The following is a 24,058-nucleotide window of genomic DNA, read 5'->3' as shown; positions in this document are numbered from 1 at the left end:
CGGCCGAGGTCGATCCGCGGTCAGCCCGCTGTCACGCCGCGGGCCGCAATACATGTCGCAATGGGGTTCCTGCCTGCAAGGCGCGGATGTTGGCGGCGATGACGTCATAGCGGCGCTCCAGCAGGCCCGGCGTCAAGGCCGACAGATGCGGCGTGCCGCGCACATTGGGCAAGGCGTGCAAGGGCAAGCGTGAGGGCGTGACCGACGTTTCGCCGGCGCTTGGATAGCGATACCAGACGTCCAGCACCGCGCGCCCCAGCCTGCCGGTGCTCAGGTTGTCATAAAGGGCGGCCTCGTCGACCACTTCCGCACGCGCGACGTTGACCAGCAAACCTTGCGGCCCCAGTGCCCGCAAGGCCGCGTCACCCACGCGTCCGCGGGTCTCGTCAGTCAAGGGGCAGCACAGCACCAGCGCCGCGCAGCGCGTCAGCACCGCTTCCAGTTCTTTTGTCGTCACCACTTCGTTCGGCGCGACGGTGGATTTCACCTGGCCGCTGCGGGTGACCGCGATGACACCCATGCCCAGCGCCTGGACGCGGCGGGCGATTTCCTCGCCGATGTGGCCATAGCCGAGGATGGCGACGTTATTGCCGAAGGCTTCGCGGTGGTACGGCCGATTCGCATACACGGCTGGCCAGGCTTGCTCATCCAGGATCGCCGGCAGGCGCCAGGGCTCCAGGAAGTGTTCCAACAAGGCGTGGACTACATACTCGGCGATGGGAATCTCGTGGCCGTGGACGTTGCAGACGTTGCTGGACGCGGGCACGGCGTTGACCTCGATGGCATCGACACCCGCGCCGGGCACCTGTACCAGCCGGCCCTTGAAGCGCGCCGCCTCGTCGGCCGTCAGGCGGTTGGTGACCAGCACATCGACACCGATGTCGCCTTGCGCGGGCAGCGTCTTGGCGGCTTGCACGTCGAAGCCGGCGCCCAGCAGGCCCGCGAGCCTCGGCGCGTTGGGAGCATGCAGTCCCGCGACCAGGATTTTCATAAGAGGCATTCCTTAGATGGCGTTGCTGGTACGCACCGTCAGGTCGGTACGGGCCTTGAATTCGTCGGTGAGGCGGGTGCCCAGCCCGAAGCCCTTGGGCGGCTGCGCGATGCCGGCCTCGATCACGGGCAAGCCGGTGACCAGATCGCGGTACCAGGTCGCCAGCGTGGCGCGCACCACTTCCTGGTAGATCGCCGTGGGCGCATGCAGCGCCAGGTGCAGGCCGGCCATCAGCGCCACCGGACCGGTGCAGTCATGCGGCGCCAAGGGCTTGGCGTAAGCCTGGGCCAGCGCGGCGATCTTGCGCGCCACGGTCAGGCCGCCGCACCAGCAGAGGTCCAGCATGACCACATCCAGCGCGTCGGCCGCCAGCAGATCCCGAAACACCGGCAGCCCGGCCAGCGATTCGCTGCCGCAGACCGGCGTGCGCGTGCGGCTGCGCAGGTCGGCCAGCGTATGCACGTCATCCATTTTTGAGATCGGATCCTCCGCCCAGAAGACGCCGTAATCCTCCAGCGCCTGGCAGATGCGCAGCGCGGCGTGATTGCCCCACAGACCATGCATCTCGCACATGATCTCGATGTCGTCACCGACGGCTTGCCGCGCCCGCTTGAAAGGCTCCAGGCCCTGCTTCAGATCCGGCAGGCTGATCACCTGGCCCTGGGTCCTGGGCGCGTAGATATCGAAAGGCCAGATCTTCATGGCACCGTAGCCTTCATCGCGCAGGCTGGATGCCAGCGCGCCGGCATCGCGCATGAACGCCACCTGGTCGTCATAAGGACCGGCCGCCACATCGTTGCCGCCGATATCGCGCCGCTTGCCGGTGGAGTTGTACGCGTACCCGGCGCAGGTGTTGTAGACGGGAATGTTGGGACGGGCCGCACCGCCCAGCGCCTGGTACAGCGGCACGCGCTGACGCTGCCCGGCCAGATCCCACAGGGCGATGTCGACGGCGCTGGCCGCGCGGACCTCGGCGCCCGACGCGTTGTAGCCCACATAGGGCAAGGTCAGCAGGCCATTGATACCCTCGATGGCGGATGCATCGCGTCCCAGCAGTTGCGGCGCGACTTCGGCATGGATGACGGTTTCCACCGCCGCGGCCCCGCGAAACGTTTCGCCCAGGCCGGTCAGCCCCTCGTCGGTGTCGATTTCCAGCCATATGAGGCTGGGGCGGTCGGCGCAGCGGTAGGTACGCAAGGCGGTGATGGTGGACATGGCGGCAACGTCTCGGTGATAACAGATGGGATATCGCAAGGCCGCAGTTTGGGCAAAGCTGTAAAATCTGTCAACTCATTGCGCCTTACCTGATCGGCGCCACGGGCGACTTGCCGCCCACGCGCCCTTGCTTCACACTCCCGCCCCATGACTGACGCTTCCCCCGATCGCCGCCTTGGCGACAAGGTCTATGAACAACTCCTCGCCCTGCTGGGCACCGAGGGTTTCGAGACCCATGCGCGCCTGCCCGGCGAGATAGAGCTGGCGCGGCGCTTCGCCGTGTCCCGGCCGGTATTGCGCCAGGCCCTGGCGCGGCTGCGCGCGGAAGGCCGGATCTCGGCGCGCAAAGGCTCGGGCAACTATGTGGAAGCGTTGCAGCCGCAGGCGGAGATCGTCGAATTCGGTCCCTTGACCAGCATTCCCGACATCAAGACCTTTCTTGATTTTCGTTGCGCCCTGGAGGGGGAAATCGTCGCGCGTACCGCCGTGGACGCGGATGCGTCGGCGATCGAGGAGATCGCGCGGCGTCAGGATGCTTTCGAGCAGGCCTTGCAGGCAGGCGGCTCCGGCATCGACGAGGACATCGCTTTCCACGCGGCGATTGCCGCGGCCTGCGGCAACCGCTTCTTCGAGATGACGATGACGGCGCTGGTGGCGCAAACGCGTTTCAGCATCGACCTGGTGCGCAAGCTGGCCGGCCCGACGCAGGCGCAGCGGCGGCAGGCGGTGCTGGCCGAGCATCGTGCCATCGTCGCGGCCATCGCGGCGCGCGACCCCGTCGCCGCGCGCGCTGCCATGTCGGCGCACCTGCAAGGCGGGATCGCACGCCTCTTCGGGAGCACCAAGTAGTCAGCTATTGACAGGTTTTACAGATATAGACGAAGATGTCTCCGCCCAGCTTCCAAACCGGGCCATTCAAATAATGAGAAGGAGACATCATGGTTTTTCGCCACTCGCTTGGGCTGGCCGGTCACCTGGCGCAGGGCAAGCGCCGCGCCCTCGCCTGCCTGGCCGTCACCGCCGCCGCCACGCTGCTGTTCACCCACGCCATGCCGGCGCGCGCGGCTGAGGCAGCCGCCAGCTATCCCAGCAAGGTCATCCGCATCATCGTCCCCAATCCTCCGGGCGGCGCGTCCGATGTGTTGGCGCGACTGCTGGGCAAGAAGCTGACCGAGAAGTGGGGGCAGTCCGTCGTCGTCGAAAACAAGGCGGGCGCCAATGGCAGTATCGGCGCGAACTTTGTCGCGAAGTCCGATGCGGACGGCTATACGCTGCTGTTGATGGACTCGGGCAGCCTGACCATCTCGCCGAGCATCATGAAGCTCAACTACAGTCCGACCGAGGACCTGGCGCCGATATCCATCGTGGCCTACTCGCCGCACATCCTGGTGGTCAGCAACAAGCTGCCGGTGCATAACCTGCAGGAGCTGATCGCTTACGCGAAGGCGAACAAGGGCAAGCTGAATTACGGCGAGACCGCGGGCTCGATCACCCACCTGGCCGGCGTGGTGCTGGCACAGAAAGAAGGGATCGACTGGAACTACATCGGGTACAAGGGCGGATCGCAGGTGCTGACCGACCTGACGGGCGGGCAGATCGACGTCACGATGAACAGCTTTCTTGCGACCTATCCCTTGGTGAAAGGCGGCGCGATACGGTTGATCGCGGTGGCAAGTCCGCAGCGCTATGCGCTCATTCCCGATACGCCCGCGATTGCGGAGCGTGTGCCGGATTTCGTGACCGGCTCCTGGCAAGCCTTGCTCGCCCCGGCGGGAACACCACCCGCCGTGGTGGAGAAGATCCATGCCGCCATCGCCGAGATCACCGCACAGGCTGACACGAAGCAGCGCTTCGTCGAACTGGGTTCAGAGCCGGTGGACAAGACACCGGCCGAGATCGCCAAGTGGTTGCGCGAAGAGACCGACCGCTGGGGCAAGGTCGTGAAGGACGGGGATATCAAGGTGTTTTGATGGGTGTTTTGATGAGTGTCTAAGCGGCGGCGCGCACGCTGCCGCTGCCATCTTCGGCGCCTGCCGCTACGCCCCCGGCGGGTGCCGACCGCGGCACCCAGTGACGCCCGGGCACGGCAGCCAGCAGATCACGCGTGTAGGGATGCACGGGCGCGCCAAACACCTGGCTGGCAGGTCCGATCTCCACCACCTCCCCTTGCCGCATGACGGCCACCCGATCGCAGATGCGGGCCCCGACGCGCAAGTCATGGGTGATGAACAGCAACGACAGGCCCAGGTCCTGCTTCAGCTCCGCCAACAAGCCCAGCACCTGCGCCTGGACGGAAACATCGAGCGCTGACACGGGCTCATCCGCGACCAGCAGGCGCGGGCGCAGCGCCAAGGCCCGGGCCAGACCAATACGTTGCCTCTGCCCGCCCGAAAACTCGTGCGGGAAACGGTCCAGCGCCGAAGGGTGCAGCCCGACGCGACGCAGCAACTCCTCTACCCGCGGCATCACCGACTCCCGCGATTCACCGTGCGTGATGGGCCCCTGCGCGATCAGGTCGCCAACGCGGCGGCGCGGATTCAGAGACCCATACGGATCCTGGAACACCATCTGCACCTGCGCGGCGTAGCGAAGCTGCCCTTGCCGCGTGCGGTCCGCGCCGTCGACACCCGCCACGTCGATACTGCCTTCCTGCGGCGTAAGCAGACGCAGGATGCAGCGCGCAAGCGTCGACTTGCCCGATCCGCTCTCCCCTACGATGCCGAGCGTTTCCCCCGCAGCCAGACTGATATTCACGTTGTGTAGCGCGGTGGTAACCCGGGCGCGCCGGATGAAACCCGTACTGCGATATGTCAGGGATAGGTCGCGGACATGCAGGGCCGTCGCCGGTTGCGGGACGGCGCTAGCGTCAGGGCCCGTCGACAGCGCGCCAACCCCGCCGCGGGAAACGGTCAGCGGTGCCGGTGCCCCGTGGCTCGCTGCTCCCTGCGGTAACGGAGGCGGCACTGCGGCGATCAGCGTACGGGTATAGGCATGACGCGGCTGGTTCAAGACCTGGGTGGCGCTGCCCGACTCCCTTACCTGTCCGTCCTGCATCACCGTCACGCGGTCTGCCACCTCCGCCACCACGCCGAAATCGTGGGTGATGAAAAGCACCGCCGTCCCCCGGCGCGATTGCAGGTCCTTGATCAGGGCCAATATCTGCGCCTGCGTCGTGACGTCGAGCGCGGTGGTGGGTTCATCCGCGATCAAGACCTCCGGATCGAGCGCCAGCGCCATGGCGATCATGGCCCTTTGGCGCTGTCCTCCAGACAGCTCATGGGGGTAAGCGCGCGCCACGGCCGCTGGTTCGGGCAAGCCCACCTGGGCCAGCAGCTCCAGCACCTTGGCACGCGTCTGCGCACGCTTCAGGCGACGATGCAGGCGGAACGTCTCGGCGATCTGGCGGCCCACCGTATGCAAAGGGTTCAGCGCCGTCATGGGGTCCTGGAAGATCATGCTGACGCGCGCGCCGCGAATGCGCCGCAATTGCGCCTGGGTCAGCGCCAGCATATCGTCACCAGCCAGCAGGATCGCGCCTGCTTGCACTTTCGCGCCGACCGGCAGCAGCCCCAGGATGGCGCTGGCGGTCATCGACTTGCCGCTGCCGCTTTCGCCCACGACGCAATGGATCTCGCCGGCCCGCAGGGTAAGGTCGACACCCTGCAGCGCGTGTACGCGGTCCGCTCCCGCGGGCAGCGCCACGGTCAAGCCCCGCACTTCCAGGACAGGCGCCCGTTCCTGGCTGGGGTCCGGCTGTGCCATACAGTCTCCCGATATGCTTCCGAGTTCGTCCGGCGCGGACATCACGCGGCCGGCGGGAGCGTCGAATAGGTTGCACGCCCCAGCGCCAGCAGACGGGCCTCGTCGTCGAACAGCTCCACGTCCACCACGCCGACGCTCTTGCCCGCGCGCCGCACGGTGGCCACGACCTCGATGTCCGTGTCGACGGCCGGCCGCAGGTAATCGATACGAAAATTGATGGTCGGCAGGCCGCGTCCCAGTTGCTGGATCAAGGCAAAGTCGCCGACGGTGTCCACCAAGGCGGCGAGCGGTCCGCCATGCCACTGCCGCGATCCGTTACCTCGTTCGAAGGCGGGCTGGAACGGAGCGCGGACGCGTAATAATCCTTGCCCTGCGTCGGCTTCCAGTACCGTCAGGTTCAACAGCGCGTTGAAGCCGGAGGCGCGCAGCCTTTCCTGAACCTGTTCGAGCGTCAACGTTCCCATGGCGTGCTCACAGCAACTGGCCGCCACTGGCGGCGATACGTTGACCCGTCACCCAGCGTCCGTCCGCGCTGGCCAGGAAGGCCACCACGTCCGCGATGTCTTCCGGTTGGCCGACCCGGCCAAGCGCGATTTCCTTCGCTTTTTCCCTGGCCGCCACCGGTTCATTCGCACGCGGATTGGCGTCAGTGGCCGTCGCGCCGGGCAGCACGGCGTTGACGGTGATGCCACGCGGGCCCAGCTGTTGCGCCAGCAATACTGTCAGCGCTTCCAGGCCGGCCTTGGCGCTGGCATAGACGGCCGACGGCGGCGCCGCCCGCTGCGTGCGCGTGGAAGAGATATTGACGATACGCCCGCCGTCGCGCAGGCGCGGCAACGCGTCACGCGTGACGAAGAACGGGGCACGCAAGTTCAGGCCGATACCAAGCTCGAAGTCCTCCAGGGTCACCTGATCGATGATCTTGGCCCCGCCCGCGCCGGCGTTATTGACCAGAATATCCAGCCCCGCGGGCAGACCGTATTCACGCAACGCCGTGTCGAAACGCTGCCAGAGCAACCCGGGCCCGTCCACGACAGCCAGGTCCGCCTGCACCAGGAATCCTTTGCCGCCGGCGGCCTCTATCGAAGCCAGCGTGTCCTGCGCTGCCCGTGCGTTCTCACGGAAGTGCACCACCACCGTCGCACCGTCGCGCGCCAGTCGGCGTGCGATCGCACGCCCTATGCCACGTCCGGCGCCGGTCACCAACGCCACCTTTCCCTGCAATCGCTGTTCGCTCATAACTCACCGTAGGCACTGCACGGCTCATACCGCGCCGAGAACCGCAAATGATAGGCGGGTGCCATCACGCGCATCAAAGACTCGTTTTCTATTTTTTTATTTCGAGGAGAGCATCGCCAAGGGCACCTGCAACATATCGCGCACACGCATGCGACGCACGCGTGCCCGCGTACAGGCGCGCGCAGGATATACGCCCCGCCCTGTGCGCGCCAGGGATGCGTGGGCATGTCCATCGTCGATATTGTTATTTCCCTCGTGCGTGATGTCCTGCCTAAGATCGCGGGTTACAGCAAAGCCCGATCGGGCAGGTTTGCATCACCAGGAGTCAGGGCAATGGCAGGTATATCGCGTCGCGGATTCGTCAAGATGGCCGGCGCAGGCGCGGCAATGGCCGCGGCTGGGTGGCAAGTTCCCGCTTGGGCGCAAGGCGCGACGGCGCCGCGCAAAGGGGGAGTTCTGACCGCGACCATCGGCTTTCCGGAGCCCCACACGATGTTCGCACCGGCGGGCGGCGGCGGCAGCCCCGCGTTTACCGCGGCGCGGGTATTGGAAACGCTGGTCCGCATCGCGCCTGACCTGTCGGTGAGCCCGCATCTGGCCACGGCATGGGCAGTCGACCCGGATCACCAACGCTACAAGGTCACCGTGCGCCAAGGCGTGAAGTGGCACGACGGCAAGGACTTCACCGCTGCCGACGTGGCTTTCACCATCGGCGAATACTGGAAGCAGATTGCCGCTGGCGGCGCGTTGACCGCGCTCAAGCGCGCCTATGCGAGCAGCGCGCAGGAAGTGACTGTCGAATTCGACAAGCCGATCCCGGAGTTCACTTTTCTGTATGCGTTGGGAACCCTGAACGTCATCCCCGCGCACATCTACGGCAAAGGCGACCTGAATACCAATCCCGCCAACAACGCGCCGGTGGGCACCGGCCCTTACCGCTTCCAGCGCTGGGTGCGCGGCAGCAGGGCCGAGTTCGAACGCAATGCGCAGTACTGGCAGCCTTCCTTGCCCAATCCCGACCGGCTGGTCGTGCGCTGGTGGCGTGAGCCGTCGGCGCGGGCAGCTGCCCTGGAGGCCGGCGAACTGGACATCGGCGTGCAGAACCCCGTCCCTTTCGCCGACATCAAGCGGCTGCGCGACAGCGGCAAGTTCCTCGTCAGCGACAAGAACTATGAGATTTCCGATTGGGACGCAACGCTGGTATTCAACGCCAAGAATCCCATCACGCAACACCAGGCGGTACGCCAGGCGATCCTGCACACGCTGGATTTGAAATACATCGCCGACGTGATCTACCAGGGTTTCGCCACGCCAGCCCGCAGCATCATAGGCAGCCACAACACGCTTTACTACAACCCGGACGTGCCTCAATATCCGTTCGACAAGGCGCGGGCGGAAAAGCTGCTCGATGAGGCCGGGTTCCCGCGCAAGGAAGGCGGCAAGCGCTTCGCGGTGCGCCTGGTGGCGGCGGGCTGGGTCGACGAGAACGGCAAGCTGGGCGCGTATATCCGGCAAGCGCTCCAGGATATCGGCGTCGACGTGGAGCTGCGCGTGCCCGATCGTGCCGGATCGCTCAAGGCGATCTACACCGACTACGACTTCGACCTGGCCATCACCAACGCGGGCTCGCCGGCCGAACCCGTACCAGGAACGACCCAACTGTTCACCTCGGAGGGTATCGCCCGCGGCCTGGCGTTTCGTAACGCCAGCCAGTGGTCCGATCCCAAATTCGATGCGTTGGTCGACAAAATCACGTTTGAAATCGATGCGGCCAAGCGCAAGCAGCTTATTCACGACTACGCGGTGCAGGCCGCCACGGCGGCCACCAATGTGCGCCTGGTCGAGGTCAAGCAACTGACCGTGGCCCGCTCCGTGGTCCAGGGCCTGCCCAACGTCGCCGATATCAAACGGGACTCGTGGGACTCGATCTGGTTGTCAGCCTGAAGGCCAGCAGCATGAGCCATAGCCCTTACAACCTCGGCGACCTGTGGGATCACGAGCGGCCCGCGGACGATATGGCGGTGGTGGATCTGCGCGATCCGGACCATCCGCGCCGTTATTCGCATGCCGACATCGACGCGCAGGCGCGCGGCGTGGCACGCTTGCTCAGCGCGCGCGGCTTGCAACCGGGGGACCGTGTCGGCATCCTTTCGGGCAACCGCGCCGAATATGTCAGCGTGTATTCCGGCATCACGCGAGCCGGCCTGATCGCCGTCCCCTTGAATAACAAGGCGCCGGCGGAGACCGTCCAGTACGTGATCCAGGACGCCGACGTCAGCCTGGTGTTCACCGACCACGAACAGCTTCCCAAATTGCCTGGCAGTGTCCCCTTTGTCGATCTGGACGACAGCGGACCGGCCGGCTACACCGCGGTGCTGGATCACGGCGCCTTCGATACCTGGCGGCCGGAGCAGGACAGCATCGCGGAAATTCTCTATACGTCGGGATCGACGGGCAAGCCCAAGGGCGTTCCCCTGACACACGCCGGCCAGTTCTGGATGGCGAGCCGGCGCCAGGGAGCGCCCGAAACGAGCGGCCTCGTCCATATCATTGCCCAGCCGCTATTCCACATGGCGGGCCTGCTCGTCGCCAAGCGCGGCCTGCAGCAACATGGCGTGCTGGTGATATTCGCCGCCTTCGAGGCACGCCGCTACCTGCAGGCACTGGCGGATTACCGGGTGACCCATGTCCAGGCGGTGCCCACGGTGCTGGCCCGGCTGCTGAAAGAAGCCGACCTGCTGGCGCGACTCGACCTGTCCGCCTTGCGCGTCATCAGCCTGGGCTCGGCACCGATGACCGCCAGCCTGTTCGAAAAAGTCCGGCTGGCGTTCCCGCATGCCATCCTGACCCACGGCTATGGCTCCACGGAAGCCGGCGGCGGCGTGTTCGGCCCCCATCCGGAAGGCATCGCGACGCCGCCCATCGCCGTGGGCGTGCCGCATCCGGGCATCGAAGTGCGCTTGACGGACGGCCCGCATGAAGACGAGGGCGTGATGCTGCTGCGGTCACCGGGCGTCATGACGCATTACCTCAACCTGCCCGAGGTCACGGCCAAGGTGTTTCGCGACGGCTGGTATTACACCGGCGATGTGATGCGCCGCGATGCTCAGGGCTTCTACTTCTTCGTCGGACGGGCCGACGACATGTTCGTGTGCGCGGGTGAAAACATCTATCCCGGCGAAGTGGAGAAGACACTGGAGCGGCACCCGTCCGTGCACCAGGCCTGCGTCGTGCCGTTGGAGGACGAGGAGCGCGGCCAGATTCCCGTGGCTTTCGTCGTGGCATCAAGGGACGCCGACATGCTGGACGCGCCGGCGCTGAAAGCGCACGCGCTGGCGCACGGCCCCGCCTACCAACACCCCCGTCGTATCGCCATCGTCCCGGACCTGCCCTGGGCCGGGACGAACAAGATCGACCGCAATGCGCTGAAGCGCGAAGCGGTCGTGCGCGAGCGCGCGGGCAACTGGGCCCGCTGACGCGAACCGGATCGCCACATGCCCAGGCTGCAAGGAGAATCTTCATGACAGGTGTCATTGCCCGCCGGCTGGCGCATTCGCTGCCGATGATATTTGGTGTCATCGTCCTGAGCTTCTTCCTGATCAAGGCGGCGCCGGGCGACTTCCTCGACGTCATGACCTCGGACATGCAGTTGGCCGATCCCGCCATGATCGCCAAGCTGCGCGTGACCTACGGCCTGGACCAGCCGGCGCTGGTCCAACTGGGACGCTATGTCTACGCGGTGCTGCATTTCGACCTGGGATTCTCGTATAGGCAAGGCGTGCCTGTCATCGATGCCGTCCTTGAACGCGTCCCGGCGACGCTGCTGCTGGTGTTGTCGGGCATCGCCATCGCCGTGCTGACGGGCACCATCGCGGGTGTGTACGCGGCCATGCGTGAAAACCGCGCAGGCGATCGCATCGTGTCGACCTTGGGACTGTTTCTCTATGCGGCGCCCAGTTTCTGGCTGGGCCTGATGCTGGTGGTGCTGTTCGCCGTGAAGCTGGGCTGGTTGCCGGCGGGCGACATGGAGTCCTATACCCAGACCGGTGGCGCCTGGGCGCGTGCTTGGGACATCTTGCGGCACCTGATCCTGCCAGCGATTTCCCTGGGTCTGTTCCACTGCGCCGTCTACCTGCGAGTCACCCGCGCGTCCATGCTGGAAGTGGCTCATCTGGACTTCGTGCGCACGGCCCATGCCAAGGGCCAGACTCCGCGTGGTGTCGTCTGGACGCATATGCTGCGCAATGCGTTGTTGCCTGTGGTGACTCTTGCGGGCATGCAGTTCGGCAGCGTGCTGGGCGGCAGCGTAGTCATCGAAGCCGTGTTCGGCTGGCCCGGTATCGGCAGCCTGCTCTATGACGGCGTGCTCAATCGCGACTATCCGATGGTGCTGGGCATATTGATCCTGAGCGCAGTGGTCGTTGTGCTGGCCAACCTGCTCACCGACCTGATCTACACGCGGCTGGATCCGCGCATGAAACTCTCGTGAAGGCCAGACCATGAGCGCCCTCCCTGTCCCCGAACGTCGCGACGGCCCATTTACGCTCGCCATACGGCGCTTCCTGCGGGTCAGCGGCGCCAGGCCGGGCATCGTCATCCTGGGCGTGCTCATCGTCGCGGCGCTGGCCGCGCCCTGGCTATACCCGGGAGATCCCTTGCGCATCGTCGCGCCGCCCCAGCAGTGGCCGCTGCATGACTGGCGCTATCCCTTGGGCACAGACTCGATGGGGCGGGATATCGCCGCGCTTATCGCCCACGGCGCGCGCGCCACGCTGTCGATAGGCCTGCTCGCGTGCCTGACGGCCACGGTCATCGGCGTGCTGCTCGGCGCCATCGCCGGCTATTTCGGTGGCGCCGCCGGGGCGGCGGCGATGCTGCTGACCGAACTGTTCCAGACCATCCCCGCGTTGATGTTCGTGCTGGCCATCGTATCCATATTCGGCACCGGGGTCAGCCACACCATCCTGGCCATCGGGGCGGTGACCTGGCCGCCCGTGGCGCGCCTGACGCGGGCGGAGTTCATGACCTGGCGCAGCCGCGACTTCATCGCCTCATGCCGGTCGCTGGGGATGACGGACACCAGGATCATCTTGTCCGAGATCCTGCCCAATGCGCTGCCGCCCATCATCGCGCTGGCCACGATCATCATAGCCGGCGCCATCCTGCTGGAGGCGGGACTGTCCTTCCTTGGGCTTTCCGATCCCGCCGTCGCAACCTGGGGCCGCCTGATCGGCGAGGGCCGCGACATGCTGCGCACGTCCTGGTACATCAGTGCGCTTCCCGGCGTCGCCATCCTGTTGACCGTCTTCGCGCTCAGCCTGGTGGGCGAGGCCATCGGCGCGGCGACACGGCCGGCGGGACGCCGGTCCTGAATCCATTTACCTTTACCTGCAAGGAACATCATGCGCGCTGTCGTCATTCGAGCCCACGGGGGCAATGAACAACTGCTGCTGGAAACAAACTATCCGCCCCCAAAGGTGGGCCCGGGCGACGTGCTGGTGCGCGTGCTGGCCACCTCGATCAACTATCACGACGTGTTCACCCGGCGCGGAATGCCTGGCATCGCCTACCACTTCCCCGTGATCATGGGCATGGACATCGCCGGTGAAGTGGTCGAGGTCGGCCCCGAAGTGAGCGGCTGGAAGAAAGGCGACCGCGTCCTGGTCGATCCGTCCACGCGCGCGGAACCCGGCCACATCCCCGACCATGCCTACGGCGGCCTCGGCGAGTACTACTCGGCACGCTGGCATCAACTGATCGCCTTGCCCGATGAAATCTCGTTCGAGCAGGCGGCGGCCCTGCCTGTCGCTTACGGGACCGCCTTGCGCATGGTGCATACCATCGGCCAGGTGAAGGCCGGCGAAAGCGTCCTTCTGCTGGGCGCCTCCGGTGGCGTGGGCGTATGCGCGCTGCAACTGGCCAAGATCTATGGCGCGGAAGTCATCGCGGCCGGAAGCTCCGATGCCAAAGGCGAGAAACTGATCGAGTTGGGCGCGGATCACTTCATCAACTACGCACGGGAAGATTTCGAGGCCGCGGTCAACAAGCTCTACGGCCGGCCCGGCCGCAAGCGGCCGCAGGCGGGCGTGGACGTCGTCATCAACTACACCGGCGGCGACACGTGGGTGCCATCGATACGAACTTTGAAGCATCGTGGCCGCCTGCTGACCTGCGGGGCTACGGCAGGCTTCGATCCCAAGGAAGACATCCGGCATATCTGGACCTTCGAACGCCAGATCCTCGGCGCCAACGGCTGGGCGCGGGAAGACCTGCTGGAGCTGCTGACCCTGGTCCGCGACGGCCGCTTGAAAGTGCTGATCGACCGCGTCCTGCCACTCGACCAGACCGCCGAAGCCTTCCGGCTGCTGGAAGACCGCGAAGTGTTCGGCAAGGTCATCGTCACGCCCTGATATTTTTTGCGTTATCCACTGGGAGCTCACATGTCTCTGCCTTCCGTCACCGGCATCGATCACTACATCATCCGCGTCAATGACCTGGCTGGCGCCGCCGCCGCATATGGCCGCCTGGGTTTTTTCGTATCGCCCGAAGGCCGTCATCACAAGGGAACGCGCAACCACACGATCATCCTGGACGCCAATTACCTTGAGTTGTTGTACTTCCCGCCTGAACTCAAGGCCGGGTCCCGCTTCGCTTCCTTCCCCGACCACTACGAAGGCCCGGTTGCCGCAGCGCTGCAAACCACGGACAGCGTAGCTGTCCATCGGGAGCTGGCGGCCTTGGGAATCAATGCGCCCGAACCGCAAAGCGGCGGCCGCCCCGTGAGCTTCGACGGTGTCGCCGGCAATGCGGCTTGGGTCAATACCGAATTTCCGGCGGATGCCGCCCCCCTGCCCCTGTTCTTCACCTGCGGCCATCAGACGCGCGAGCTGGTCTTCCGCCCCCAGTGGCAGGACCATCCCAACACGGCGCGGCGCCTGGGCGCCCTGCTGATCGCTCATCCCAATCCCTTGGCCTTGCTTCCAACCTACGAACGGCTGTTCGGCGCCATCTCGGTATCGCACGGGGCCGACTGGCTGGAAGTGCGCAGAGGCACGCTGCGCTTACGTTTCAGCACGCCGTCGAAATTGCAGCATGACTATCCTGGCGTGCTTGTCCCCGACGCGCTGAACGGGGGCTGGTTCGCAGGGTCTGTCGTCGAAGTGCGCGACCTGAGCCGTGCGACGCGGTTGCTGGACGAGAACGGTATTCGCCACCAGGCCGCTGTCGATGGCCAGCGGGTTGTCAGTCTGGGTGAGACCTATGGCACGTTGCTGGCGTTTTCCCAGGAAACATAAAGCATAGAGGCCCCCCCCCCGCGGGGCCCTCCAAAGGCCGATTTCACCGTGGGAAGAAGCGATTCTCCGGCCGGGGCAGCCCCAGGTTGTCCCGCAGCGTTTTACCTTCGTATTCCCGGCGAAAGATGCCGCGCCTTTGCAGTTCGGGAACGACGCCTTGGACGAAGGCATCGAGGCCGCCGGGCAGCCAGGGAAACATCACGTTGAAGCCGTCGGACCCATCGCCCTCCAGCCACGCCTGCATCTCGTCGGCTATCGACGTCGGCGTGCCGACGAAGGCCAGGCCGCCGTAGCCGCCCAGGCGTCGCGCCAGTTGCCGCACGGTCAGGTTCTCGCCGCGCGCCAGGTCGACGGCGCGCTGCCGGCCGGTCTTGCTGGCATTGCTCTCGGGGATGTCGGGTAGCGGGCCATCCAGGTCGAACTTGGACGCGTCGTGGCCCAGCACCACCGATAGCGACGCAATGGCGCTGGCGTCATGGACGAGACTGTCCAGGCGATTGCGTATGTCTTTCGCCTGCTCAATTGTCTCGCCGACCACCACCAGGGCGCCCGGCAATATTTTTAGATGCTCCCGGTCGCGCCCGATGCGGTCCATGCGCCCTTTTACGTCGGCATAGAAGGCTTGGCCTGCAGCCAGATCAGGCACGGATGTAAAGACGGCTTCGGCGGTCTCAGCCGCCAGTTGCCGTCCAGGCTCGGAAGCGCCGGCCTGCACGATGACCGGCCAGCCCTGCACGGGCCGCGCGATGTTCAGGGGCCCGCGCACGGAGAAGTGCTCGCCCTTGTGCGCCAGCGTATGCAGGCGCGCGGGATCGAAATAGATCCCCTGCTCGGCATCGCGAACGAAGGCGTCGTCGGCCCAGCTGTCCCACAGTCCGGTGACCACGTCGAAGAACTCGCGCGCGCGGGCATAACGCCGGGCGTGGTCGACGTGCTCTTCGCGGCCGAAATTCAGCGCGGCATCAGGGTTGGACGTGGTCACCACGTTCCACCCTGCCCGGCCCTCGCTCAGGTGATCGAGCGACGCGAAACGGCGCGCCACGTGGAAGGGCTCGTCGAAGGTGGTGGATGCGGTGGCGACCAGGCCGATGTGCTCGGTCACCTGGCTGAGCGCGGACAACAGCGTGAAAGGCTCGAACGACGTGACGGTGTGGCTGCGCTTGAGCGCGTCGATCGGCATGTTCAGCACGGCCAGGTGATCCGCCATGAAGAAGGCATCGAATTTCGCCTGCTCCAGGGCTTGGGCATAGCGCTTCAATGCCGGCAGATTGAAATTGGCATCGCGCGTGGCGCCTGGATAGCGCCATGCGCCAGTATGGATGCTGACCGGGCGCATGAAAGCGCCCAGCTTTAATTGGCGAGTGGCCATTACCGTTCCCCGATGAGCGCAGCCGCGCGCGTAGCGTCGGTCTGCCAACTGGCGATGCCGGCGACCGCCTGCCGGGTGATCTCCAGGCCATGTTTGATGACAGCGCGGCGCCACAGGCTGGACGTTGGCACCATGGCGTCGATGACGTCGGCTTTCAGGATAGTGTCACGTCTGGGATCGGGCTGCTGCGGCGCCACGAAGCGCAGCCATTGGTCCAGCCGCGAGGCCGCGCGCGCGGGCCCGGCGGCCGTCCCGTATTCGATGACCGCGCCCACCATGGGACGCCCGTCCAGGAACTGCCTGACCCCATTGAACACCAGCCCCTGGTAGTCCGGCCGCGCCAGGCCGTTGGGACGCTGACCGACCACGCGTTCCTGGCCCCACCAGCGGGCAGCCTCGGCCTGAAGGTCGCTGCCGTCCGGGTTGAAACACAGGAAGAAAGGCTCGCCATAGTCGCCGATACCTGTGTGCCAGTCGATCAGGCCAATCTGGCGCGCCCCGGCCAGATGGGTCCGCACGATGCGCTCCAGCGTCAGATTCGACCACTCACGGCCGCGCCCGCCATACATGACGCCGTCGGGATGGGTGTACTGGCCGCGCGCGGTCACATCGAACAGCGCGTCGGGGCCATGCTCCTGGCGATAGCGTGCGGTGGCGGCGTCCGTCGCGGCCAGCGCCGCCTCGGACCAGACCGGCGGCAGCAAGGCCTTGTGCAGTTCGGCGTAGCCGGGGTTGTCCGGATACGGCGCGGCATGATCGACGAAGTTGCGGTTCAGATCCACGTTGTTTTCCGTGGTCCGCGACGCGTAGGCGAAACCGTAGGGATTGAGGGCGTGGACCAACACCACCCTGACATCCGGGGGCAGGCGGCCGCCGTCGCCGGCGAGCAGCCAGGCGACTTGCATGGCGGAGCCGGCGCGGCCCTCCAGGCCATGGGTGCCGCTCAGGATCAGCAACTGCCTGTGAGCGTCTTGCGGGCCCAGGGTCGCCACATCCACGGCCAGCGCCTCGCCTTCAGGCCCTTTTCTGTCGGGATGCACGTACGCGGTCAGCTCGGCGCCGGCAGCGGTCGCGGCTTCCAGGAACAGATGTCTTGCGGATGCGTAGTCTTCGGCGAAGCAGCGCCAATAATCCAGATATTCGGTCATTGTCCTACCCAGGCCAGGCGCGTCGGCACGCAATGCCGGGCCGCGTTACAGCACACTGCCCGCGCCGATTCCCGGCGTGCTATTCCGACGATTCTATCGGCGCCGCGCCGCCATTCATAGATCGATGGAGCATAAGGGTATGCCGATGACCGCGACCACGACCGCGGTCAGCGGGCGGAGGTGCTGGCCAGGCGCTGGGCGCACTCGTCCGCGCATCGGCGCAGGGCCGCTTCCACCCGTTCCCGGTGGGATTCGAAACGGTCGGTGGGCATGACCACTGATACGCCGAACAACTGCTCGCCTGCGTGGAGGATGGGCAGGCCTACCGCGCAGGCGCCCATGGCGTGTTCTTCCAGGTCATACGCGAAGCCGCCAGCGCGTATGCGCTCCACATCCTCGATGAGTGCCGTGACGGATCGCAGTGACCGAGGCGTCAATCTTTCCAGAGCGCCCTTGCCGTACAGCGACTCGATCTCCTTGTTCGTGCGCAAGGACAGCAAGGCCTTGCCGATGGCCATCGTATAAGCGGGATACTGCACGCCGACAGCGGGCACGGCCCGCAGGCGCTGATCGGACAGAAAGCGGTCCAAAAACAGGACTTCGGTGCTCGCCAAGGTGGACAGGTCGACCGTCTCCCGCGTGGTCTTGAATAGCTGGAACAGCGGCGCGCGCAGCTCCGCGGCCACGCCTGGCCCGGGCAGATCGCCCAGGCGGCGCAGGCCCCAGCCCGGCCGCACGCCTCCCTGCCCGGCCTGTACCAGGTACTCCTGCTCCAGCGCTTCGACGATGCGCTGCACCGTCGATCGCGCCAGGCCGGTGGCGGCCGCGATCTGCCCCAGGCTCATCCCGTCCGGGGCAGCGCATACTACGCGCAGAATGGCCGCGGCCCGCGCGATGACCTGGATGCCTTGGGTTCGGGAAGTGGACTCAGGATCGGGAAGCATGGTGATGGGCCTATTCATAGGGGGCCTGTTCAGGACGGGGTCTATTCAGCGAGGCGGTGCCGAATGATCAGGAACAGGCACGAGAGCGCGGCAAAGATGACCATGGATGCCGCCATGCCCATGACGGGATTGGGACTCAGGATCCCCACCAAGGCGCTGGCCAGAGCGCCGAAGGCCATTTGCAGGGAACGCTGGAGCGCGGCCGCGCTGCCCGCCACCTTGCCAAGTCGCTGGAGCGCCTGGTGCGTGGCATTGGGCATAGCGACACCCGCGCAGAAATTGTTCAGGACCACCAGGGCCGCGCAGCCGGCCACCGTCTGCCATTGCAGCGCCGCAAGCAGGGCCAGCGTGAGCGACGCAAGAAGGCTGACGCCGACTGCCGTGTAGAGCATGCGCATCTCGCCGAATCGGGGCGCCAGCCGGGCATTGCATGCCGCTCCGGCGATGCCGCCGATGGCGCTCAACGCGAACAACATGGCGTAGATGCCAGCCGAGACACCCATGACGCCCATGAACACAATGGACGAACTGGAAATGTAGGAGAACATCGCGCCGAAGGTCATTGCCAGGACGCCCGTGGACAGCAGATAGTGCTTGTCGCGCAGGACCTGCCGATATGCCGTGAACGCGGCCGCGAGCACATGTGGCTGCTGTACGGCCGTGTCGGCCAGAGCCCGTTCGCGCCTGCCTGGCGCGGTCTCCGCGTAGCCCAGAAAGATGACCAGGAACAACACCACACCGACGACGCCCAAGGTGGCATAGATGGTGCGCCAGTCGCCGAAGCGCATCACGGTCACGCCTATCAAGGGCGCTACCAACGGCCCGATGGCGTTGACCAGCGCGACATAGGACTGGCGCTTCAACGCCATGTGGCCGCTATAAGCGTCCCGGACGATGGCGGCCGGCAGCGCCGCCGCGGCGCCCGCGCCGATGCCCTGCAAGGTTCGCATCCCCAGCACACACGTAGCCGTGGGCGCCCAGGCGCAACCCAGGCCCGCGATCGAGAAAATGGCAATACCCGTGAGCATGACGGGCTTGCGTCCATAGCGGTCCGACAGCGGTCCCGACATGAGCGGCCCGAAGGCGAACCCGGCCAGGAACAGGGTCATGGTAAGCGTCGCCTCTCCAAGCGGAATCCCCAGATCCGCCTGAAGGTCCGGCAAGGCGGGCAGCCCCATGTCGATGCCCAAAGGCGGCAGTGCGGACAGGAAGCCCAGCATCACCACGTACCAGGCGGAGTGGGCGGGGATGTGGCGGCGGGTAAAAGAAGACATTATGAACCGAGGACTGTACCGTATTGCGATACAGTAAGTGTACCACCTTGCGATACAGTCGGATCACTCGAGTCGAAGCAGGCGCGGAGCAGAAAGCCTCTTTAACCTGCTCAGGCGGCCTGCCGCAGTCTTTCGACCCAGACGGCCACGTCGTCGCCGCTGCTCAGTTTCGGGTCGACCAGTCCGTCGATCATGAAAGTGGGCGACACGTGGATGCCGTTCTGGCGCGCGTACTTGGCGTGCCATTTGATTTCCCGATCCAGATCCGGAATGGCAAACGCCGCGCGCAGGGACAGTCCGCTGTAGCGCTCGATGCGGGCAAGGATGTCGTTCGGCGTCGCGTCCATGTTCGGGCCACCGGCATGGCGCGCGAATTCGAACTCCTCGCGATGCGCCGCCACGGCCGCCAGCACGGCTTTCGCGCTGGCCTTGCCGTCCGGCAGCGTGGAGGCCGCCAGAACGCTGCGGACCACCACCCCGGAATACATATGCCAAGGCTGGGATTGCAGCCGGATCTTTACCGTGACGAGATCCTCGCCTGCCTGCGCCAACAGGGCGTCCAGCTTGTTGAACGCCTTCACGGAGAACGGGCAGGTGGGTTCCAGGAACACCTCGAACACGCGCGGACCATGCCCCCAGATAAGGGGATCGGCACGCCAGGTGTTGATGGTATCGGGCTGGGTCATGGAGGTTCCTATGCTTGGTTGCGATGGATGCGGGCCCATGCGGATGGGCATATGCGGATCGTCAATTTATGCCGAGTTCGCTATACTGCCAAGCCTTCGGGGCCAGTCCATTCCTACAATCCACGCCCGGAGACACAAGCTTTGGCACCTACACCATCCATGCGCGATCACATCCTGGCAACGGCGGGCACGTTGTTCTACCAGGAAGGCATCAGAGCCGTGGGCGTGGATCGGATCATCGCCGAAGCAGGCGTCGCCAAGCCGACGCTGTACAAGCATTTCCGCACCAAGGAAGCGCTGATCCTGACGTATCTGGAAGGCCGCCACGAAGCCGTGATCGGCGCTTTGACAGCCGCCATGCAGGCGGCCGAAGCGGAACCGCTGCCCCGCGTCCTGGCCATCTTCGAATGGCTGGAGACCAAGGTCGAAGTGGAAAGCGGCCGCGGCTGCGCGTTTCTGCTGGCGCTGGCCGAGCATGAGGAATCCGGTCCCATCAAGGATATCGTCAAAGGCCACAAAGATGCGCTGCGCGCCTTGTTCACCAGCGCGCTTGGCCTGCGTGGCCGCCGCGCCGCCGACCTGCCCCTGCAATTGGCCCAGCTCTACGACGGCGCGCTGTCCACGATCATGGTCCGGCGCAACAAGGAAGGCGCAACGCTTGCGCGCAAGACCGCGCGCATCCTGGTTTCCGCCTGGCTGGAGCCGGCCGCGGCTCGCTAGGCCAGTTGGCCGACGGACGCTTCCAGCAGCCCCCAGGCCTGCTGGCCAAATTTTTCCTTCCAGCGGGCGTAGAAACCCGCCTGCTGCAGGCGCGCACGGAAAGCCGCCTGGTCGACGTCGATGAATTCCAGGCCGCGTCCAGCCAGTTGCTGTTGCAAGGCCGCGTTCGCCGTAATGATGTCCTGCCGCTCGCCGATGGCCGCCCGATTGAACTCCGCGGTGATGATTTCCTGCGCCCGCGCCGGCAGCCGGGCAAAACCACGCCGGTTACCCAGCAGCCAGAAGCCGTCCCACATATGGTGGCTGAGCGAGCAGTATTTCTGCACCTCGTACAGCTTGGACGTATCGATGGATACCAGGGGCGACTCCTGTCCATCCACCAGGTTGGTCTGCAGCGCGGAGTAGGTTTCGTTCCAGTTGATGCTGGCCGGCACCGCGCCCAGGCTTTCGAACGTGGAAACCCATAAGGCGCTGGGCGGCACGCGTATCTTGAATCCCTTCAGATCGTCGGGCCCGTGTATGGGCTTCTTGCCAGAGGTGATCTCGCGCACACCGCCGTTCCATATCTTGTCGAACACCACCAGGCCCTTGCCCCGGATGGCCTCGCGCACGTGCGTTCCCAAGGCGCCGTCCATGGCCTGGAATGCCTGCTCATAATCCCGGAAGGCGAAGCTGATGCCGTTGATGGCCGCCACGGGCACCAGAGACGACAGAATCAGCCCGGACATGGTGAAGAAGTCGACGGCCCCGGCCCGCAGCTGCGACAGCGTATCGGTGTCCGACCCCAGCTGGTTATTGGGAAACACATTGATTTCCACCTGACCGGCGGTCTGCTCCTTGATCGCGTCCGCCGCCCTGATCGCCCAGACATGCTGCGGATGGGAAACCGCGGCGTTGTGGGCGTACTTGAGGCTGAACTCGGCCGCATGAGCATAGCGCGGCAGCACCAGGGGCCCCGCCAGGGCCGCCGCGGCCGCCACGCCGCTGCGCTTGAGGAAAATGCGACCAGGACTGCTGCTCATACCACCACCTCTTCGCGCGTGCGTATCGCCCCTTCGGGCAAGGGGAAAGCCAGGTGCTGGCCGAAATAAAGCGTGTGCCCTTTATGGTCCGCGATGGACGCCGGACTCAGCGTCACCGTTGCCGTATCCAGGTGGGTCACCGACGGCCGCTGCGCCACCCACTCATCCGCCGTCTTCATCGTGCTGACGACGCGGAACAGGCCGCGCGTGAAGTAGTGGCTGGGAATGGCGACCTTGGCGTTCAGCCGCGTGATCGTCTCGTTCGCCTGCTCCAGGGTAAGGACATGGCGCGAATCGTCGATCGGCAGAATGACCACATCCACCTCGCCGATCGCATCCCACACGGCGTCGGAGGGATCGGGCCGATTGTCGCCCCAATGCAGAATGCGCAGGCCGCCCGTCTTGATCAGGATCAGCGTGTTGTCATAGCCGCGCGTATTGTTCGGCGGGAACGGGTTCACGCCACGGTCGATCAGATAGTCGGTGAAGTTGTAGAGACAGCCGCTGTAGTCGCACACATGTTTGTCGGCATAGCCTTCGATCACCACATCGGCGAACTCGTAGCGGCCCACGGGCCGGTCCAGCAACATGCCCGCCTGCAGCAGATGCAGGGCGTCGTGATCGAAATGCGCGTGCGTGGAGATACCGATATCGGTCTCGAAGGACGGCATCTCGAAGCGGAAGAACTGGCCGTCTCCGCCCGCCGGTCCGTTGCGCCAGGGGTCGATGAAGATCGATAGTCCGGCCGGCGTCGTGATCCGAAATGCCATGCAGCCGAAGAATTCCAGCTTGACGTCTCCGGCCAACGTGGCGTCGCCACGCCGCTGCTGCAGCTCGATCAATCTGTTGTTGTTGCCTGGTTGCTGCCACGCCCAGAGCCCGTCGTTCAATGCCGCCATATTCGTCTTTGCATCTTCAGTGGTGGAATAAGCGCCGTACCTTAGCGGATGTCCCCGGAGGGGTGAACTAACCTGTCAGTCTATACACATAAGAAATCCGGCTTATGAGGCGCGCCGGTCCGGCGTTAGGATGCGAACCCTCTTCATTCGTTTGGGCTCGCAAGCATGTCGGACCGTGGACATATCAAACTGGGCGCCTTCCTGCATGCGACCGGACACCATGTCGCGGGCTGGCGCGCGCCCGCGGCCCAGGCCGATGCCGGTGTGAACCTGCGGCATTATCTGGACATGGCCGTCGACGCGGAGCGGGCCGGCTACGACATGATCTTCCTGGCCGACACCCTGATGGTGAAGCCGGGATCCCTGGACACGATGAGCCGCATCGCCCGTTATACGGCGCTGTTCGAGCCGCTGACCCTGTTGTCAGCGCTTGCGGTGGTGACGCGCAATATCGGGTTGGTCGCCACGGCCACCACCACCTATAACGAGCCTTTTCACGTCGCGCGCAAGTTCGCGTCGCTGGACCTGATCAGCGGCGGCCGCGCCGGCTGGAACCTGGTCACGTCCGCCAACCCTGCCGAAGCCGGCAATTTTGGCGGCCACGCGCATCCCCTGCACGCCGAACGCTATGAACGCGCGCGGGAATTCCATAAGGTCGTACTTGGACTGTGGAACAGCTGGGAAGATGATGCCTTCAGCTATGACAAGGAGAGCGGCCAGTATTTCGACCCCGCCAAACTGCACGCACTGGAACACGAAGGCAAGCATTTCCAGGTGCGTGGGCCGTTGAACGCGGCGCGTTCGCCGCAGGGGCATCCGATCGTCGTGCAGGCCGGTTCCTCGCCGGCGGGCCGGGCCCTGGCCGCCGAGACAGCGGAAGTGGTATTCACGGCCGAGACGGACCTGGAACGCGCGCGCGCGTTCTATGCCGACGTCAAGGGCCGCATGCCCGCATTCGGCCGCGATCCGGAACACCTGAAGATCATGCCCGGCGTCTATGCCGTGGTCGGCCGCAGCGAGGCAGAAGCCCGCGAAAAGAACGACCAACTGCAACGCCTGATCGAGCCCGCCGTCGGGCTGTCGATACTCGGTGAAATGCTGGGAACCGATCTGTCCGGGCATCCCATCGACGGTCCCTTGCCGGACATTCCCACCACCAACGGCGGCAAAGGGCGCCAGGAAGTCGTGCTGGCGTTGGCACGCCGGGAAAACCTGAGCATCCGCCAGCTCTATACGGCCATCGCCGGGGCCCGGGGGCACCTGACGGTGTGCGGGACGGCTTCCCAGGTCGCTGACGTCCTGGAGACTTGGTTCAAGACGGAGGCGGCGGATGGCTTTAATGTCATGCCGCCATCCCTGCCGGACGGGCTGACCGATTTCTCGGAACTGGTCATCCCGGAATTGCGCCGGCGCGGCCTGTTCCGGGAGCGCTATGAGGGCAGCACTTTGCGCGAAAACCTGGGATTGCCCATCCCCACGTTCAAGCGGTAACCG

22 protein-coding genes are annotated in these 24,058 nt (G+C 65.4%); 10 read left to right on the top strand and 12 right to left on the bottom strand.

The window, feature by feature from the left end; translation table 11 throughout:
* Positions 1–31: 31 nt before the first annotated feature.
* Positions 32–991, bottom strand: coding sequence for a 2-hydroxyacid dehydrogenase (locus tag ASB57_RS04290; RefSeq protein WP_057650853.1), 960 nt, complete (start codon positions 989–991; stop codon positions 32–34).
* A gap of 12 nt (positions 992–1,003) precedes the next feature.
* Positions 1,004–2,206, bottom strand: a complete 1,203-nt coding sequence (locus tag ASB57_RS04285) for a mandelate racemase/muconate lactonizing enzyme family protein (protein ID WP_057650851.1) — start codon at positions 2,204–2,206, stop codon at positions 1,004–1,006.
* Positions 2,207–2,353: 147 nt separating this feature from the next.
* Here ASB57_RS04285 and ASB57_RS04280 point away from each other — a divergent pair, with 147 nt between their 5' ends.
* Positions 2,354–3,055: a FadR/GntR family transcriptional regulator gene (locus ASB57_RS04280; RefSeq protein WP_057650850.1), complete on the top strand. Its 702-nt coding sequence runs from the start codon at positions 2,354–2,356 to the stop codon at positions 3,053–3,055.
* Between the two features lie 89 nt (positions 3,056–3,144).
* Positions 3,145–4,176 carry a tripartite tricarboxylate transporter substrate binding protein gene (locus tag ASB57_RS04275; protein ID WP_082621364.1) on the top strand — a complete coding sequence of 344 codons (1,032 nt, stop codon included), beginning with the start codon at positions 3,145–3,147 and terminating at the stop codon, positions 4,174–4,176.
* 19 nt (positions 4,177–4,195) lie between these two features.
* On the opposite strand, the gene ASB57_RS04270 is transcribed toward ASB57_RS04275, so the two are convergent.
* Genes ASB57_RS04270 through ASB57_RS04260 form a run of 3 tightly spaced genes read right to left on the bottom strand, consistent with a single transcriptional unit; the run spans position 4,196 to position 7,207 of the window.
* Entirely contained in the window at positions 4,196–5,968 is a 1,773-nt protein-coding gene (locus ASB57_RS04270; protein ID WP_057650848.1) for an ABC transporter ATP-binding protein, read from the bottom strand.
* Positions 5,969–6,009: 41 nt separating this feature from the next.
* Complete coding sequence (locus ASB57_RS04265; protein WP_057650846.1) at positions 6,010–6,432, bottom strand: PaaI family thioesterase; 423 nt, start codon at positions 6,430–6,432, stop codon at positions 6,010–6,012.
* A gap of 7 nt (positions 6,433–6,439) precedes the next feature.
* Positions 6,440–7,207, bottom strand: coding sequence for an SDR family oxidoreductase (locus ASB57_RS04260; RefSeq protein WP_057650844.1), 768 nt, complete (start codon positions 7,205–7,207; stop codon positions 6,440–6,442).
* 333 nt (positions 7,208–7,540) lie between these two features.
* On the opposite strand from ASB57_RS04260, the gene ASB57_RS04255 reads away from it, so the two are divergent.
* From ASB57_RS04255 to ASB57_RS04230, 6 genes are read left to right on the top strand one after another with little or no spacing between them, the layout of a single operon-like run.
* Positions 7,541–9,151, top strand: coding sequence for an ABC transporter substrate-binding protein (locus ASB57_RS04255; RefSeq protein WP_057650843.1), 1,611 nt, complete (start codon positions 7,541–7,543; stop codon positions 9,149–9,151).
* A gap of 11 nt (positions 9,152–9,162) precedes the next feature.
* Positions 9,163–10,683 (top strand): class I adenylate-forming enzyme family protein, encoded by a 1,521-nt coding sequence (locus tag ASB57_RS04250; RefSeq protein ID WP_057655901.1) that lies wholly within the window; start codon positions 9,163–9,165, stop codon positions 10,681–10,683.
* 44 nt (positions 10,684–10,727) lie between these two features.
* Positions 10,728–11,696, top strand: a complete 969-nt coding sequence (locus tag ASB57_RS04245; RefSeq protein ID WP_057650841.1) for an ABC transporter permease — start codon at positions 10,728–10,730, stop codon at positions 11,694–11,696.
* Positions 11,697–11,706: 10 nt separating this feature from the next.
* Positions 11,707–12,579 carry an ABC transporter permease gene (locus ASB57_RS04240; protein WP_057650839.1) on the top strand — a complete coding sequence of 291 codons (873 nt, stop codon included), beginning with the start codon at positions 11,707–11,709 and terminating at the stop codon, positions 12,577–12,579.
* A gap of 30 nt (positions 12,580–12,609) precedes the next feature.
* Positions 12,610–13,617, top strand: a complete 1,008-nt coding sequence (locus ASB57_RS04235; RefSeq protein ID WP_057650838.1) for a zinc-binding dehydrogenase — start codon at positions 12,610–12,612, stop codon at positions 13,615–13,617.
* A 30-nt stretch (positions 13,618–13,647) separates the two neighbouring features.
* Positions 13,648–14,502 (top strand): VOC family protein, encoded by an 855-nt coding sequence (locus ASB57_RS04230; protein ID WP_057650835.1) that lies wholly within the window; start codon positions 13,648–13,650, stop codon positions 14,500–14,502.
* Positions 14,503–14,545: 43 nt separating this feature from the next.
* Here the strand turns inward: ASB57_RS04230 and ASB57_RS04225 are convergent, their stop codons facing one another.
* The 5 genes from ASB57_RS04225 to ASB57_RS04205 form a co-directional block, all read right to left on the bottom strand.
* Positions 14,546–15,871, bottom strand: coding sequence for an LLM class flavin-dependent oxidoreductase (locus ASB57_RS04225; RefSeq protein WP_057650834.1), 1,326 nt, complete (start codon positions 15,869–15,871; stop codon positions 14,546–14,548).
* Positions 15,871–17,019, bottom strand: coding sequence for a M14 family metallopeptidase (locus ASB57_RS04220; protein ID WP_057650832.1), 1,149 nt, complete (start codon positions 17,017–17,019; stop codon positions 15,871–15,873). The genes ASB57_RS04225 and ASB57_RS04220 overlap by 1 nt, the downstream gene beginning before the upstream one ends.
* Before the next feature lie 167 nt (positions 17,020–17,186).
* Positions 17,187–17,963 carry an IclR family transcriptional regulator gene (locus tag ASB57_RS04215; protein ID WP_197424947.1) on the bottom strand — a complete coding sequence of 259 codons (777 nt, stop codon included), beginning with the start codon at positions 17,961–17,963 and terminating at the stop codon, positions 17,187–17,189.
* 41 nt (positions 17,964–18,004) lie between these two features.
* Complete coding sequence (locus ASB57_RS04210) at positions 18,005–19,237, bottom strand: multidrug effflux MFS transporter (RefSeq protein ID WP_057650828.1); 1,233 nt, start codon at positions 19,235–19,237, stop codon at positions 18,005–18,007.
* A gap of 110 nt (positions 19,238–19,347) precedes the next feature.
* Positions 19,348–19,923: a thioredoxin gene (locus ASB57_RS04205; protein WP_057650826.1), complete on the bottom strand. Its 576-nt coding sequence runs from the start codon at positions 19,921–19,923 to the stop codon at positions 19,348–19,350.
* 141 nt (positions 19,924–20,064) lie between these two features.
* Here ASB57_RS04205 and ASB57_RS04200 point away from each other — a divergent pair, with 141 nt between their 5' ends.
* Positions 20,065–20,643: a TetR/AcrR family transcriptional regulator gene (locus tag ASB57_RS04200; RefSeq protein ID WP_231755333.1), complete on the top strand. Its 579-nt coding sequence runs from the start codon at positions 20,065–20,067 to the stop codon at positions 20,641–20,643.
* Here the strand turns inward: ASB57_RS04200 and ASB57_RS04195 are convergent.
* Positions 20,640–21,665, bottom strand: coding sequence for a TRAP transporter substrate-binding protein (locus tag ASB57_RS04195; RefSeq protein WP_057650823.1), 1,026 nt, complete (start codon positions 21,663–21,665; stop codon positions 20,640–20,642). The genes ASB57_RS04200 and ASB57_RS04195 overlap by 4 nt on opposite strands.
* A complete protein-coding gene (locus ASB57_RS04190) occupies positions 21,662–22,564 on the bottom strand; it encodes an MBL fold metallo-hydrolase (RefSeq protein ID WP_057650821.1) in 903 nt (300 codons plus the stop codon). Before ASB57_RS04190 ends, ASB57_RS04195 begins: the two co-directional genes overlap by 4 nt.
* A gap of 165 nt (positions 22,565–22,729) precedes the next feature.
* Between ASB57_RS04190 and ASB57_RS04185 the strand changes: the two genes are divergently transcribed.
* Complete coding sequence (locus tag ASB57_RS04185) at positions 22,730–24,055, top strand: LLM class flavin-dependent oxidoreductase (RefSeq protein ID WP_057650819.1); 1,326 nt, start codon at positions 22,730–22,732, stop codon at positions 24,053–24,055.
* Positions 24,056–24,058 lie beyond the last annotated feature (3 nt).

It is taken from the genome of Bordetella sp. N, from assembly GCF_001433395.1.
Lineage (GTDB): Bacteria > Pseudomonadota > Gammaproteobacteria > Burkholderiales > Burkholderiaceae_B > Bordetella_C.
Note: the sequence above shows the minus strand (reverse complement) of the source record. Positions and strands in the feature narration are given on the sequence as shown.

Bases quoted from the DNA above. Each gene is read 5' to 3' on its own strand.
- ASB57_RS04235 (WP_057650838.1), top strand. From the start codon at position 12,610: ATGCGCGCTGTCGTCATTCGAGCCCACGGGGGCAATGAACAACTGCTG.
- ASB57_RS04255 (WP_057650843.1), top strand. From the start codon at position 7,541: ATGGCAGGTATATCGCGTCGCGGATTCGTCAAGATGGCCGGCGCAGGC.
- ASB57_RS04275 (WP_082621364.1), top strand. From the start codon at position 3,145: ATGGTTTTTCGCCACTCGCTTGGGCTGGCCGGTCACCTGGCGCAGGGC.
- ASB57_RS04285 (WP_057650851.1), bottom strand. From the start codon at position 2,206: ATGTCCACCATCACCGCCTTGCGTACCTACCGCTGCGCCGACCGCCCC.
- ASB57_RS04185 (WP_057650819.1), top strand. From the start codon at position 22,730: ATGTCGGACCGTGGACATATCAAACTGGGCGCCTTCCTGCATGCGACC.
- ASB57_RS04220 (WP_057650832.1), bottom strand. From the start codon at position 17,019: ATGACCGAATATCTGGATTATTGGCGCTGCTTCGCCGAAGACTACGCA.
- ASB57_RS04210 (WP_057650828.1), bottom strand. From the start codon at position 19,237: ATGTCTTCTTTTACCCGCCGCCACATCCCCGCCCACTCCGCCTGGTAC.
- ASB57_RS04290 (WP_057650853.1), bottom strand. From the start codon at position 991: ATGAAAATCCTGGTCGCGGGACTGCATGCTCCCAACGCGCCGAGGCTC.
- ASB57_RS04205 (WP_057650826.1), bottom strand. From the start codon at position 19,923: ATGACCCAGCCCGATACCATCAACACCTGGCGTGCCGATCCCCTTATC.
- ASB57_RS04215 (WP_197424947.1), bottom strand. From the start codon at position 17,963: ATGCTTCCCGATCCTGAGTCCACTTCCCGAACCCAAGGCATCCAGGTC.
- ASB57_RS04230 (WP_057650835.1), top strand. From the start codon at position 13,648: ATGTCTCTGCCTTCCGTCACCGGCATCGATCACTACATCATCCGCGTC.
- ASB57_RS04240 (WP_057650839.1), top strand. From the start codon at position 11,707: ATGAGCGCCCTCCCTGTCCCCGAACGTCGCGACGGCCCATTTACGCTC.
- ASB57_RS04280 (WP_057650850.1), top strand. From the start codon at position 2,354: ATGACTGACGCTTCCCCCGATCGCCGCCTTGGCGACAAGGTCTATGAA.
- ASB57_RS04250 (WP_057655901.1), top strand. From the start codon at position 9,163: ATGAGCCATAGCCCTTACAACCTCGGCGACCTGTGGGATCACGAGCGG.
- ASB57_RS04265 (WP_057650846.1), bottom strand. From the start codon at position 6,432: ATGGGAACGTTGACGCTCGAACAGGTTCAGGAAAGGCTGCGCGCCTCC.
- ASB57_RS04190 (WP_057650821.1), bottom strand. From the start codon at position 22,564: ATGGCGGCATTGAACGACGGGCTCTGGGCGTGGCAGCAACCAGGCAAC.
- ASB57_RS04245 (WP_057650841.1), top strand. From the start codon at position 10,728: ATGACAGGTGTCATTGCCCGCCGGCTGGCGCATTCGCTGCCGATGATA.
- ASB57_RS04225 (WP_057650834.1), bottom strand. From the start codon at position 15,871: ATGGCCACTCGCCAATTAAAGCTGGGCGCTTTCATGCGCCCGGTCAGC.
- ASB57_RS04270 (WP_057650848.1), bottom strand. From the start codon at position 5,968: ATGGCACAGCCGGACCCCAGCCAGGAACGGGCGCCTGTCCTGGAAGTG.
- ASB57_RS04260 (WP_057650844.1), bottom strand. From the start codon at position 7,207: ATGAGCGAACAGCGATTGCAGGGAAAGGTGGCGTTGGTGACCGGCGCC.
- ASB57_RS04195 (WP_057650823.1), bottom strand. From the start codon at position 21,665: ATGAGCAGCAGTCCTGGTCGCATTTTCCTCAAGCGCAGCGGCGTGGCG.